We start from the raw sequence: 13,140 nt of genomic DNA on the forward strand, positions 1-13,140 counted from the left end.
TTCCTCGGAAACGGTCCCGCGCGGGCTCAGGGCAGTCGCGTCAGGCCGGCGCCGGACAGCAGGTGCACGGTGCCGGCCGGATCCGGGTCGCCGCCGAGCCGCAGGAAGGCCGTACCCGCCGCCTCCGGCGTCAGCACCGGGCGCAGCGGCTCGACGAACGCCTCGGGCGTGACACCGGCGCGCTCGGCGTACGCGTCGACCGCCGCCCGGCCGAGGCCCGTTTCCGGCGTGAGCTGCGGCAGCACCGTGTGGAACGTGATGCCCAGCCCCGCACGTGTGGCCTCCTGCTCCGCGTAGTCGGCGAGGAAGCGGACTGTCGCCTTGCCTCCGGCGTAGCCACCGCTGAGCACGGACCCCTTCAGCGCGGCGCCGCTGCTGGTCACGATGACCCGGCTGCCGGGCGCCAGGGGCTGCCGCAGCACCTCGCGCAGCCAGAGGAACCCGATGCGCACGTCGGTGTTCCAGGGTGCGGAGAACGTCTCCCAGGTCTGCTCGGTCAGCGGACGCAGCTCGGGTGACGCGCCGGCCACCAGGGCGAGGACGTCCGGCGGGTTCCGGTGGAGCACGTCGAGGCTGGCCGGGTCGGTGGCGTCCGCGTCGACGAGGCTCAGGTGACCGTGCCCGTCGGCCAGGGCGGCCAGCGGCGCGGTGTCCCGCGACAGCGCCGTCACCGTCGCGCCGGCGGTCAGGAACGCCTCGGTCACCCCGCGGCCGAGGCCACGGCTCGCCCCGACGACGAGCACCTTCCGATCGGACCAGTAACTCATGTCGTCCACCATTTCCGATGCCGTCGGTCAATTGGTCACCGTAAAGCTACGATCCCGGTCGAGCCCGATCTTCTTTCAGAATGCGCGGTTCTGTGCGTGGCTCCGGAATGCCTTTTCCGGGCGACGCCCAGGGGTTAACGTGACTTCCTGAATTCCCGGCAACGACCTTCGCGCTTCATGCAGCCGCCCGTTTGCGCCATCCGCTTTCCGGCGGGGGCACGATGGGGCCGTACCAGGAGGAGACCCCGTGCAGACAACCGAGACGTCACACCGAACCGATCTGACGAAGAGGGCGGCCGAGATTGTTCCGGTGCTCAGGAAGAACTCGTTGTGGCAGGAGGAGAACCGCCGGCTCGCCGAAGAGAGCGTCGAGGCGATGACGGCTGCCGGAATCTTCCGTATGCGTACCGCGGCGCGCTTCGGCGGGTACGAGGCGGACGCCCACACGCTGCTGGACGTCGGCATCGAGCTGGGCCGCGGCGACGGCGCCGCGGCGTTCGACGTCGCCGCCTGGTGGATCACCTCGTGGAACGTCGGCCTGTTCCCGGACGAGGTGCAGGACGAGATCTTCGCCGACCCGGACGCCCGGATCAGCGGGACGCTGGCGCTCGACGGCACCGGAGTCCCCAAGGACGGCGGCATCGTGGTCAACGGGGAGTGGGCGTTCAACAGTGGCGCCGCGCACAGCGGGTGGAAGCTGCTCTCCACCCTGCTCATCCCGTCCGACGGCGAGCCCGAGCCGGTGATGGCGGTGGTGCCGATGAGCGCGCTGCGCATCGTGGACGACTGGCACGTCTCGGCGCTCTCCGGCACCGGCAGCGTCCGGGCTGTCGCGGAGGATGTCTTCGTGCCCGGCGCCAACGTCATGCGGATCGCCGCGTTCACCGCCGGTGAGTACGCGTCGGAGCGCAACCGGGACCTGCCGATGTTCCAGTCGCCGCTGGTCGCGGCGGTCGCGGCGTCGACCTCCGGCAAGATGATCGGCATGGCTCGTGCGGCCGAGGAGCAGTTCTACGCCCGGATCAACGAACGGCCCATCTCCAACACCAACTACGAGCGCCAGGCGGACGCGCCGATCACGCACCTGCAGGCGGCCGACGCCGCCCTCAAGATCGACGAGGCCGAGGGGCACGCGCGCAGGCTCGCCACGCTTGTGGACGAGCGCGGTCTGACGCGTGAGCCGTGGACGGTCCGCGATCGGGCGTACGCCAGGGCGGTGGCCGGTCGCGTGCCGCAGCTGACCGCCGAGGCGGTCGACATCCTGGCCGGTGCCTGTGGGGCGTCCTCGATCTACACGCGGGAGCCGATCCAGCGGATCCGGCGCGACGTCCGCGCGGTCACCCTGCATGCTCTGCATCTGCCGACGACCACGATGGAGCTCTACGGCCGGGTGCTGTGCGGCCTGGAGCCCAACACGTTCTTCATCTGAACTGTCCACCAACGCGCGGATGCCCACCGACACGTCGGTGGGCATCCGCGCGCATACGAGCCGATGGTGCCGGCGGTCCGGCCCGGGCCGCCGGCACTTCTCGGACGTTGCGCCCTCCCGACCCGCCGCACGCTGGAAGACGCCAGGACGGCGCGGATCCGGACACGATTGTCATCAGTTGTCATCGATGAACGATTGACGGAAGCGGGTAGCAGATGACCACCAGAACGGAAGTTCCGGTCCTGGACGGATCGGATCAGGCGGCGATCGGCGCGGTGTCGGGCCGGATGGTGAAGGCCTGGGCGGCACACGACGCCGACGCCTTCGCCGACCTGTTCGCCGAGGACGGCACGCTCATCCTGCCGGGCGTGTACGTGAAGGGCCGCACGGCCATTCGCGACTACATGGCGGACGCCTACCAGGGCGTGTACGCCGGCACGACCGTCACCGGGCAGCCGATCGACGTCAAGCCTCTCGGGCCCGGTGCGGTCGCCCTGTTGACCGTCGGCGGGGTGATCGCGGCCGGGAGCACCGAGCTGGCCGCCGCGGACGCCATCCGGGCCTCCTGGATCCTCGTCAAGCGCGACGAGGCCTGGTTGCTCGCGGTCTACCAGAACTGCCCGCGTGACCCGGCCTGAGTAGTCGGTTCTGAGGGCCGGCCGGGTGGCCGGCCCTCACGCGTGAGTGAACGGCTCGCGGCCCGCGGCAGACGGTTGCCTCGGGCAGGCCGTCGGCTACGCTCCGCCGGGCCGACGGCCTCATCGGTCGACAAGTGCGGCTCGGCGCACCGACTCCGGTGGTGTCAGGAGCGGTCGCCGTCTTCGGTCGTTCCCTGGTTCGCCCGCACGAGGCCGAATCGGCGGGACAGGTGATGCTGCTGTCCCAGCTGGCGCATCGCCGCGAATGCCTGGTGTAGCAGGACGTTGCGCGCGAGGGCCTCGATGCGGGCGGTGTGGTCGTTCGCGATCCGACCGACCTCGTGCCGGGCGAGCCGATCGGCTGCCTCCCGATAGACGTCGAGAAAGTCGGGATCGCAGTCGCATCCCAGACGTCGCATCGCGGCGAGCGCGAGTGTGAGGTGTGAGCGGGCTGCGGCGTCCGGGTTGACCTCCCAACCGGACGATTCGATGATGCGGTTCGCGTCGGCACGGGCCAGCTCGAGGCTCTCGTCCTCCTCGGTGGCGGTGTCCTTGCCGGCCATCGACACCTGGTTGAGCACCTCGAACAACTCGATCGCCGGCAGGTTTTCCTCTTCGGCGGCGATCAGGAGCCGCCGTACCGACGTGAGATCGAGTTCACCGATTGAGGTGAATATCTTGATGAGTCGAAGACGTCGCAGGTGATTCTTATTGTAAAGTGCCTGGTTGCGTCCTGTCGGTTCGCCGGGTGGTAGGAGATGTTCGCGCAGGTAGAACTTGATCGTCCCGACCGGCACCCCGGACTGCCGACTCAAGTCAGAAATTCGCATCGTGGCTCCCGTGATCAACGTGTCAGGCCCGTGGATCGCGACCGCTCGTGCTAGCCGTGGCTGCGCCGCGGAAATAACGCGGTGGTTGCGGCGTCGCTGCCGGCGGTGGTCGTCGTGGCTGTCCTGGGCTGGTGTGGACCGAGAAGCACGGGTGATCGGCTCCTTCCGAGCGTGGTGCCGGATGCGCAATCGAAGGGCTGATGGTTGCGCCGTCCGATAGGAGACTAGGAGACTTGGACATACTTCGGCAACCCTCAATTACCACACAAACACTGTTAGTGACCAGAGTTGGCATCCCAATCACCTCCGTCACTGGCTGGGGAACGGATGCGGGTGACCGTCTCCGCGCGCCGCGCCCCTTGTCGCGGTCGACAGCACAAATAGAACTGGCCGCCGTGGAAGCCCTGGCCGAGACCGGTAGCTGGCACCACGACGGTGTGCTGACCACGTACGCGAGCGGCATCGTCGCCGGGTCTCGGCGCCTGGCCGGCCCGGCGACGCCAGGGGGTGGGGCAGAGCCGTGGGCGGATCGGTCAGCTACCGCGCTTCGTCGGCCCGCCGCGACCGGTCTCGCGCGCGCTCAGCAGTGCGATTGATGATCGAATTCGGTTCTCGCGTCGGCGGAACGTGACGCCGGGCGAGCGGCGACCGTCCCGGACATGGGGTCTTCATATACCGGCGATACACGCTATCCATATCCAGTAGCGCCAATACCTGCCGCTTCTCCACGATTGCGTCGCGTGCTCACGCAGGGTTGATTGCCGACCTGACGTCGGATAGTGTTGCCATAAGTCGGGAGATCATCCGACGAAACTAATCTACTGTTTCGGCTTCTGCATTCAATTGTCAGGTAGGCGCGCATATCTGACTGCCACGAGTTGAATGATTCAGCGGAACAGCATCTGGGGGAGTGTCATGAAAGACGTTTCCGAGCAAGCGGTACTGCGCGCAGTCGCAGCGATGCACGACCGCATGGGCGAACAGTTGACCGTCGATGACATGGCCCGCGCCGCAATGTTCAGCAAATTCCACTTCACACGCATCTTTCGGCGGGTGACAGGCGTGTCGCCGGCTCGCTTCCTCTCGGCGCTGCGCCTGCAGCGGGCGAAGGACCTGCTCATCACCACGTCGATGAACGTCGCGGACATCAGCGTCCGCGTGGGATACAACAGCGTCGGTACGTTCAGTTGGCGGTTCAGCCGCAGCGTCGGTATGTCGCCCACCGCGTTCCGCCGACACGCCGGCTACACGCAGTCCATCCACCCGCACTTCGAGTGGCGCTCCGGTCGTTCGTCGAGCGGCCAGGTGTCGTGCCAGGTCCGCCTCGCCGAAGACGACGGCCAACAGCTCATTTTCGTCGGTCTGTTCAGCGGCCGTATCCCGGAAGGACGTCCGGTGCGGTGCGCCGTGTTGCAGCAACCGGGCTGGGTCCACTTCGACGCGGTTCCCCTGGGCGCCTGGTACCTGCTGGCCCAGTCGGTGTCGGCCGAGTCCGACGGCGCCGCCGCCGACGTGGCCGATCGCGCCGTCTCGGTCGCGACGTACGGCCCGCTCACGGTCCGCGCCGACTCGAAGGTCACCGCGGACATGGTGCTGCGGCGCAGCAGCGCACTGGATCCGCCGGTGCTGCTCGCCCTGCTCGACGCGCGCAAGTACGCGCTGAGCCAGGCCCAGCACGGCAGTGCCGCGCTACGGGACCGGGTGGGCGCGGCCGCCTGAGTGCGCCGACCCGGATGGCAGGGGACGGCCGAGAGCCGGCCGCAGGTGCTCGGCCGGTGCGCGGTCTGCGTCACCGGGCCCGCGGGCAGCGGGAGCAATCGGCGAATCCGACGCGGGAGGTCCTGATGGTGGCGAGACGGGTTGCGTCCTCGGTCGCTCAGAAGCACGTCAAATTCCTTACCGTCGTGCCTGCCACGACGGCACGCGGACTCGTCGGCGCGGTGTACCGCCAGGTCGCCGAGGAATATCAGATCGTGGTGCCTCCGGCGTTGTTGCATTCGCCGTCCGCCGACGTCCTGGCGGCCTACTGGGCCATCACCCGGGAGCCGCTGTTGCCAGCCGGCGTGGTGGACCGCGCGGTCAAGGAAGCGGTCGCGGCGACGGTGTCCGTGGCCAACACCTGTCCCTACTGTGCCGACCTGCACGTGGCCGGCCTCTTCGAACTCTCCGACGAGCGCGACGCCGAGGCGATCGCCGCCGACCGGCCGGACGAGATCGACGACATCCGGACGCGCCGCATCGTGCAGTGGGCCCGAGGCGCACACCGCTCCGACGGGCCGCCGCTGCCACCCGAACTGTCCGACGTGGAACGCGCCGAGCTGGTCGGTGTCGTGGTGGGCTTCCACTACCTGAGCCGCGTGGTAAACGTTTTCCTCGCCAACTCACTGCTACCGCAGGGCCTCGGCCCGCGCGCGCGGCGCCGGCTCAATCAGGGGCTCGGCCGGGTGCTCCGGCCCACCCTCCGGGGACAGCACGTCGCCGGTCGAGCCACCCGACTGCTCGACACCGCGTCACCGACCTCGGACGTGAGCTGGGCGTCGGGCAGCCCCCGGATCGCGGACGCGATGACACGCTCCTACCGCGTCTTCGAGGTCGCCGGGGAGCGCTCGCTCGACCCCGCGGTCCGCCGCCTCGTGCTGGCCCGGCTCGACGGGTGGGCGGGGGAGGACGCCGGTCTCAGCACCAGCTGGTGCGAGGAGCTGATCGAGTCGCTCGCCGCGCCGCAGCGAGCGGCGGCACGCCTCGCGCTGCTGAGCGCGTTCGCCTCCTACCGCGTCGGCCCGGAGGTCGTCGAGGAGTTCCGTCGGAACCACCCGGCGGACGCCACGCTTGTCGACGTGGCCGCCTGGGCCAGCTTCGCCGCAGCCCGTCGGATCGGCGTCCGGCACAGCGCACACGAGAAGAAGAACGACGGACGTCTCTGGCATGACAATGGCGCTGACGTGCCTCGCGGGTCCTGAGAGGCGCGTGCGAAGTGCCAACGCCGGTGGGAACCACTGTCGTTTCTCGTTGGCCCCGTGCCGCGGCCATGCGGCACGTGGATCGAACCCCACGGAACAGGAGAACCGAATGGTGGTCGCACCGGTTCGCACCCTCAACCATGCCCACCACCGGGCAGCGCTCGGTGGCTTCCTGGCAATCACGCTCGCGCACTGGGCCGAACACCTGGTCCAGGCCTACCAGATCTGGGTGCTCGGCTGGGCCCGCCCGCAGGCGCGCGGCGTGCTCGGGCAGTTCCTCCCGTGGCTGGTGACCTCGGAATGGATGCACTACGGGTACGCGCTAGTCATGTTGGTCGGACTGTTCCTGCTCCGACCCGGCTTCGTCGGCCGGGCCCGGACCTGGTGGACGGTCGCCCTGGTGATCCAGTTCTGGCACCACATCGAGCACTTCCTGCTGCTGCTGCAGGCGCAACTGCACACCAACTTCTTCGGTGCGGCGGTGCCGACAAGTGTCCTGCAACTGATCTATCCGCGCGTCGAGCTGCACCTGTTCTACAACTCGGTCGTGTTCCTGCCGATGATCATCGGAATGTATCTGCACCTGCGGCCGAACGATCGGGAACTGGAGCAGACGCGCTGCAACTGCGTGCAGACGCAGTCGCACCCCAGCGTCGTACCGGCCTGACCGTGTCTCGCCGGACCCGTCTTCTCGTCGCCGCCGTGCTGGTCCTGCTGCCACTGGGATGGCTCGTCACGGTCACCGGCCGCGCGCCGACGGTACGCCTCCTGGGCAGTTCGCCCGCCGACGCGCAGAGCCTGACGATCGCTCCGGGCGAGGCACGACTGAACCTCTCGGCGGCCGCCGACCCCGCGCTGTCGCACCTCTCGGTGGTCGACAGCGCGGGGCGGCGGGTGGACTCCGGCGCGGTCACCGCCGGGCCGGGCGACATCCTGCGCGTACCCGTGCGTATCGAGGCCAACGGCACGTACACGGTCGTCTACCACGTCATCGGCGTCGCCGGCGGGCAGACCAGCGGCGTCATCCGGTTCGCCGTCGGCACGCGGGCGTCCGGCGCCGCGGACGTGGCCGCCGGGCACGAGCACGAGCACGGCGTCGACGGGCTCAGCGCGGTACTGCTCCTGATCAATTTCGTCACGGTCGTCGTCCTGGCGATCCTGCTCCTCCGCCGACCAGCGCCCCGCCGCGTACCTCCGCGGTAGCGCCTCTCGACAGGCCGCACGGCGAGGGCCCCGGATGCCGCGACATCCGGGGCCCTCGCCGTGCGTTCAGCTCCGCAGGGTCGCGACGAACGAGCGCAGGTCACCGACCAGCAGGTCCGGCTGCTCCATGGCGGCGAAGTGGCCACCCCTGTCGAACTCGGTCCACTGCACGATGTTCGGGAAGCCGCGCTCGGCGAAGCGCCGGACCGGCTGCCCGGGGTCGCGGGGGAAGATCGCCACGCCCAGGGGTACCGGCAGCGGCGGCGGGGGCGGCGGGGGCGTCTTGGCGATGGGCAGCAGCTCGGCGTTGTCGTAGTAGAAGTGGGCCGACGAGGCTCCGGTGCCGGTCAGCCAGTACAGCATCACGTTGGTCAGGATCCGGTCACGGTCGATCGCCTCCTCGGGAGCCTTAGTCGAGTCGCTCCACTCGTGCAGCTTCTCGACGATCCAGGCGAGCTGACCAACCGGCGAGTCGTTCAGGGCGTACGCCAGCGTCTGCGGCCGGGTGGCCTGGATCTTCATGTACCCGGACTGGTCGTCGACGTAGTTCGTCAACAGCCCCAGCCGGCCCCCCTCGACCTCGGTCAGCCCGGCCAGGTCGGCGGGATCGCCGGAGGGCGGCGTCGGCAGGAAGTTCACGTGCGCGCCGATGACGTGCTCGTGGTCGAGGCCCGCCAGCACCAGGCTGATCCAGGCGCCGAAGTCGCCACCCTGGACGACGTACCGCTCGTAGCCCAGGCCGGCCATCAGCTCCGCCCAGGCGGCGGCGACCCGCGGCATGGTCCAGCCCGGGCCACTGGGAGCCCCGGAGAAACCGAAGCCCGGAATGGTGGGAATGACCAGGTGGCAGGCCGTCGCCGGGTCGCCACCGTGGGCGCGCGGATCGGTGAGCGGTCCGATGATGTCGAGGAACTCGGCGAAGGATCCGGGCCAGCCGTGCGTGATGATCACGGGGGTGGCGTCCGGCTCGGGGGAGCGGACGTGCAGGAAGTGCACGTTGGTGCCGCCGACCTCGGTGGTGAACTGCTCGAAGGTGTTGAGCCGGGTCTCGGCGGCACGCCAGTCGTAACCGGTTCGCCAGTACTCCACCAGTTCGCGCAGGTAGCCGGCCGGCACGCCCCGGCTCCAGTCCTCGGTGGGCGAGTCGGCAGGCCAGCGCGTGTCGGCGAGACGGCGGCGCAGGTCGTCCACGTCGGCCTGCGGAATGTCGATCCGGAACGGTTTCATGCGGCAATCCTCACTCGATGAGGGAACGGAACGCTATTCCTCGCGACAGGGAATATCGCGGCGGCGTCCGCGGACCATGTTAGCGATGCGAAGGTCGACCCGAAAGGCTCGCGGAATCCATTTTCGGGACAGAGCACTCTGGAAGAAGAATTGACGGTTCCTGCCGATACCATAACTGGCAACAATTGATTCTGATCCCAATCCAGGAGGCTGACGGTAATGGGCATTCCGCTGATTGCGCATGCCGTGGTCCTCGGCGGCAGCGTCGCCGGATCGCTGGCGGCCCGGGTCCTGTCGCCGGCGTGCGAGAGGGTCACCGTCGTCGACCGCGACGACCTCTTCGGGCCGGTGGGGCCCCGCCAGGCGGCGCCGCAGGGCCACCACATCCATGCTCTGCTCGCCCGCGGCCAGCAGATCCTGGAGGAGCTGTTCCCGGGTTTCACCGACGAGTTGGTGGCCGGCGGGGTGCCGATCGGCGACTTCGGCACCAGCCTGAGCTGGTACTTCAACGGTCAGATGATCCGTAAGGCCGAGACCGGGCTGGTCTGTGTCGCGAGTGGACGGCCGCTGCTCGAGTCGCGCGTACGCGCCCGCGTCCGGGCTCTCGGCAACGTCACGTATCGGGAGCGCACCGACATCGTGGGTCTGGTCGCGTCGCCGGATCGGCAGCGGATCACCGGGGTCCGCGTGCAGGGGCGGGCGCCGGGCGCACCCGAGGAGATCCTCGACGCGGATCTGGTCGTCGACACCACCGGGCGTGGCTCACGGACGCCGCTCTGGCTGGAGGAGCTGGGCTACCAGCGGGTACCCGAGGAACGGGTGAAGATGGACCTGACATACACCACTATGGACTTTCACGGCCCGCTGTCGTTCGACCCGATCGGCGAGGACATCGCGCTGCTCCCGGTCGCCACCCCGGCACAGCCGCGCGGCGCCATCTTCGCCCGGATGCCCGACCGGTACGCCGTGTCGCTGACAGGCATCCTGGGCGACCGCCCGCCGACCGACCACGAGGGCTTCCTGGCGTACGTGCAGTCCCTGCCCGTACCGGAGATCTACAAGGCGGTCCGCGACGCCGAGCCGATGGGACCGGCGGCTTCTTTCCGGTTCCCGGCGAGCATCCGTCGGCGCTACGATCGGCTGGCGCGGACGCCGGATGGGCTGATCGTCCTCGGTGATGCCGCGTGTGTCTTCAATCCCGTCTACGGCCAGGGCATGACGGTGGCGGCGATGTCCGCCCGATTGCTTGGCGAGCACGTGCGTTCCGGTCCGCCGACGCCGCGGGCCTTCTTCCGCGACCTGTCCCGGCTCATCGATGCGCCGTGGGACATGTCAGCCGGAGCCGACCTCGGCTTCCCCGGTGTCGTGGGGCGACGGACGGCAAAGGTGCGGATGGGCAATCTCTACATCCCCCGCCTGCAGGCGGCAGCGGCTCACGACGGCGTGCTGACGACTGCCTTCCTGCGCTCCGCGGGGCTGGTCGACCCGCCGCAGGCACTCATGCGTCCCGCAATCATCTCTCGCGTGCTGCGCTCGCGGCGCTGACCCCTCCAGCCATCGAGACGAAGGACAGCGACATGGACACAGCTCAGCTCGCCGGCACCGAAGCGCCACCGGACTCGCGCCGATGGTGGGCGCTCGTCCTGCTGTGCACCGCGAACTTCATGGTCATCCTCGACACGCAGATCGTCATCCTGGCGCTGCCGACGATCGGCACCGAACTCCGGTTGGCGCCCAGCGCGGCCCAGTGGGTGCTCAGTGCCAATCTCGTCACCTTCGGTGGTCTGCTGCTGCTCGGTGGCCGAGCCGCCGACCTGCTCGGGCGTCGCCGGATGTTCTTCGTCGGCACTGTGCTGTTCCTGCTGGTCTCGCTGGCCTCGGGCTTCGCGTGGAACGGTGAGGTGCTGATCGCCGCCCGGGCCGTGCACGGCCTCTCGGCTGCCCTGATGGCGCCGACCGCGCTCTCGATCCTCACCAGCATGTTCCCCGAGGGCCGCGAGCGGCATCTCGCACTGGCCGGCTGGGCCGGCATCGCCGGTGTCGGCGCGACGGTGGGTCTGCTCATCGGTGGCTGGCTCACCAGCAGCTTCGGCTGGCCCGCCGTCTTCTTCGTCAACGTGCCGGTGGCACTTCTGATGCTGGCCCTCATCCCGGTCCTGCTGCGCGAGAGCAGGGACCTGAACGCCAGGCGCACGTACGACGTCGCGGGCGCCGTGACGAGCACCGCGGCGCTCGTGCTCGTGATCTACGCACTGGTGACCGCGCCGGCGGAGGGCTGGCTCAGCGTCCAGACCCTGGGCACCTTCGCCGCCGCGATCGTGCTGGCCGGAGTGTTCGTCGCCATCGAGGCGCGGTCCAGCGAGCCCCTGCTGCCGCTGCGGCTGCTGCGCTCGCCGACGCTGGTCGGTGGCAACCTGGTCATGGTCACCATGATCATGTGTGCCTTCGGGATGTCGGTGACGATCGCCCAGTACACCCAGGGACCGCTCGGCGACACCGCGCTGGAATCCGGCATCCGGCAGTCGATCATGCCGCTGATGGCGTTGGTCGGTTCGTACGCCGGGCAGTCGTTCATCACGCGGTACGGCTTCCGGCCGGTCGCGGCGATCTGCCTCGTCCTGCTCGGGGCCGGCAGCCTGCTGCTGGCGCAGGCCGTGGCGTCCGGTGGCTCGTCCGTCGGGCTGTTCATCGGGCTGTTCGTCTTCGGCACCGGCCTGGGACTCGGTACGGTCGCTGCCTCGGCGGCCGCTCTCGCCGGTGTCGCCGAGACCGATCTCGGCCTCGCGTCGGGGATGAACACCGCCTCCCAGCAGATCGGCGGCGGTCTGGGGATCGCCATCGTGTCGACAGTGATCGTCTCCTTCTCGACCAGCGCCGAGCCGGCGGCGGGCTTCCGCCCCGCGTTCATCACCTGCGCGATCTTCACCGCCGTCGGGCTCGTCATCGCCATCGCCCTGCTGGGCGGGCGCCGGCAGGTGGCCCCCGCAGATCTCGCGACCGTCCCTCGGCACTGATCCAACTCTCCGGACGTCATCGAACTGAGAGGCAGAACCGTGACCCGACAACAGCATCCCCAGGTGATAGCCGACCTGGCGGCCGACGGCGACGACCTCGACCGTCTGGTCAGCGACCTCGATGTTGCCGCCTGGGCGCTACCGACCCCCGCGCCCGGCTGGACCGTCGCCCACCAGATCGCCCACCTCGCGGCCACGTTCCGCATGGCCGGGCTGGCGGCAGCGGACCCCGACCAGTTCGTCGCCATGACGGGACGCCTGGGCGCCGACTTCAACGCCAACGTGACAGCGGCGCTGTCCGGCTACCTCGCCGAGGAGCCGGCGGAGTTGTTGCGGCGCTGGCGTGACGAGCGGGCGTGGGCCGAGAAGTCGCTGGGCGCCCTGCCGATGAACCATCTCGTTCCGTGGCTGGTACGTCCGCTGCCGGCGGCGGTACTGGCCATGGCCGGGATGATGGAACTCTTCGCCCACGGGCAGGACGTCGCCGACGCTCTCGGCGTCCGGCGCACGTTCACCGACCGGATCGGGCAGATCGTGGGGTTCGCGGTCCGGACCTGGGACTTCGGTTACCAGGCGCGCGGCCTCGAAACCCCGGACGTCGAGTTCCGCTTCGAGATCACCGCGCCGTCGGGCGCGCTGTGGGAGTTCGGCCCCGCGGATTCGCCGGAGCGCGTCACCGGGCCCGCGGAGGACTTCTGCCTCCTGGTCACCCGCCGCCGGCACCGCGACGATCTCGCGGTCCGTGCCCAGGGGGAGATCGCCACGCACTGGCTGGAGATCGCCCAGGCCTATCGGGGTCCCGCCGGACCCGGCCGCGAGCCGGGTCAGTTCGCGGATCGGGCCAACTGAACCGAGTGTCGTCGCCGCGTTGACCCACCCGGCGACGGTGCCCGGGTAGCCACCGATGATCCCGCTCCGCGTCGAACGTACGGTCGACGCGGAGCGGGATCTCACGCCTGCGGCCACGACGGGATGTGCGGGCCCCGACCGTCCGCGGCCACCTCGAAAGCCCAGCGCAGGGCTCGGAACCGACCGGGCACGCTCGGAGACGCGCGGCTCCGCGAACCCGGCG

Annotated in this window: 12 protein-coding genes; 9 read left to right on the top strand and 3 right to left on the bottom strand. The window is 69.6% G+C overall.

Features of this window, described 5'->3' with window-relative positions:
* Nucleotides 1-26 precede the first annotated feature (26 nt).
* Complete coding sequence (locus ACGFIE_RS16805; protein WP_393295396.1) at nucleotides 27-767, bottom strand: SDR family oxidoreductase; 741 nt, start codon at nucleotides 765-767, stop codon at nucleotides 27-29.
* A 247-nt stretch (nucleotides 768-1,014) separates the two neighbouring features.
* Between ACGFIE_RS16805 and ACGFIE_RS16810 the strand changes: the two genes are divergently transcribed.
* Together ACGFIE_RS16810 and ACGFIE_RS16815 are read left to right on the top strand one after the other, a co-directional pair.
* Nucleotides 1,015-2,196 (top strand): acyl-CoA dehydrogenase, encoded by a 1,182-nt coding sequence (locus ACGFIE_RS16810; protein WP_393295399.1) that lies wholly within the window; start codon nucleotides 1,015-1,017, stop codon nucleotides 2,194-2,196.
* 215 nt (nucleotides 2,197-2,411) lie between these two features.
* Nucleotides 2,412-2,834, top strand: coding sequence for an SgcJ/EcaC family oxidoreductase (locus ACGFIE_RS16815; RefSeq protein WP_393295401.1), 423 nt, complete (start codon nucleotides 2,412-2,414; stop codon nucleotides 2,832-2,834).
* 164 nt (nucleotides 2,835-2,998) lie between these two features.
* On the opposite strand, the gene ACGFIE_RS16820 is transcribed toward ACGFIE_RS16815, so the two are convergent.
* Nucleotides 2,999-3,664 (bottom strand): MerR family transcriptional regulator, encoded by a 666-nt coding sequence (locus ACGFIE_RS16820; protein WP_393295404.1) that lies wholly within the window; start codon nucleotides 3,662-3,664, stop codon nucleotides 2,999-3,001.
* Between the two features lie 915 nt (nucleotides 3,665-4,579).
* Between ACGFIE_RS16820 and ACGFIE_RS16825 the strand changes: the two genes are divergently transcribed.
* The 4 genes from ACGFIE_RS16825 (at nucleotide 4,580) to ACGFIE_RS16840 (ending at nucleotide 7,827) form a co-directional block, all read left to right on the top strand.
* A complete protein-coding gene (locus ACGFIE_RS16825) occupies nucleotides 4,580-5,383 on the top strand; it encodes a helix-turn-helix domain-containing protein (RefSeq protein ID WP_393295407.1) in 804 nt (267 codons plus the stop codon).
* 185 nt (nucleotides 5,384-5,568) lie between these two features.
* On the top strand, nucleotides 5,569-6,624 hold the full coding sequence (locus ACGFIE_RS16830) for a carboxymuconolactone decarboxylase family protein (protein WP_393295410.1): 1,056 nt from the start codon (nucleotides 5,569-5,571) through the stop codon (nucleotides 6,622-6,624).
* A 109-nt stretch (nucleotides 6,625-6,733) separates the two neighbouring features.
* Nucleotides 6,734-7,291 carry a hypothetical protein gene (locus tag ACGFIE_RS16835; protein WP_363682739.1) on the top strand — a complete coding sequence of 186 codons (558 nt, stop codon included), beginning with the start codon at nucleotides 6,734-6,736 and terminating at the stop codon, nucleotides 7,289-7,291.
* 2 nt (nucleotides 7,292-7,293) lie between these two features.
* Nucleotides 7,294-7,827, top strand: coding sequence for a copper resistance protein CopC (locus ACGFIE_RS16840; protein WP_393295414.1), 534 nt, complete (start codon nucleotides 7,294-7,296; stop codon nucleotides 7,825-7,827).
* Between the two features lie 66 nt (nucleotides 7,828-7,893).
* Here ACGFIE_RS16840 and ACGFIE_RS16845 read toward each other — a convergent pair whose 3' ends face one another.
* Nucleotides 7,894-9,054, bottom strand: coding sequence for an epoxide hydrolase family protein (locus ACGFIE_RS16845; RefSeq protein ID WP_393295417.1), 1,161 nt, complete (start codon nucleotides 9,052-9,054; stop codon nucleotides 7,894-7,896).
* Nucleotides 9,055-9,273: 219 nt separating this feature from the next.
* Here ACGFIE_RS16845 and ACGFIE_RS16850 point away from each other — a divergent pair, with 219 nt between their 5' ends.
* The 3 genes from ACGFIE_RS16850 to ACGFIE_RS16860 all read left to right on the top strand — a co-directional run bounded on the left by ACGFIE_RS16850 (nucleotide 9,274) and on the right by ACGFIE_RS16860 (nucleotide 12,917).
* The gene (locus ACGFIE_RS16850) at nucleotides 9,274-10,599 is read left to right on the top strand and encodes an FAD-dependent oxidoreductase (RefSeq protein WP_393295420.1); all 1,326 of its coding nucleotides are present in this window, start codon (nucleotides 9,274-9,276) and stop codon (nucleotides 10,597-10,599) included.
* 32 nt (nucleotides 10,600-10,631) lie between these two features.
* Nucleotides 10,632-12,068 carry an MFS transporter gene (locus ACGFIE_RS16855; protein ID WP_393295423.1) on the top strand — a complete coding sequence of 479 codons (1,437 nt, stop codon included), beginning with the start codon at nucleotides 10,632-10,634 and terminating at the stop codon, nucleotides 12,066-12,068.
* A 63-nt stretch (nucleotides 12,069-12,131) separates the two neighbouring features.
* Nucleotides 12,132-12,917, top strand: coding sequence for a TIGR03084 family metal-binding protein (locus ACGFIE_RS16860; RefSeq protein WP_393295426.1), 786 nt, complete (start codon nucleotides 12,132-12,134; stop codon nucleotides 12,915-12,917).
* Nucleotides 12,918-13,140: the final 223 nt, after the last annotated feature.

The sequence above is a fragment of the Micromonospora sp. NPDC049275 genome (genome assembly GCF_043197115.1).
Classification (GTDB): Bacteria; Actinomycetota; Actinomycetes; order Mycobacteriales; family Micromonosporaceae; genus Micromonospora.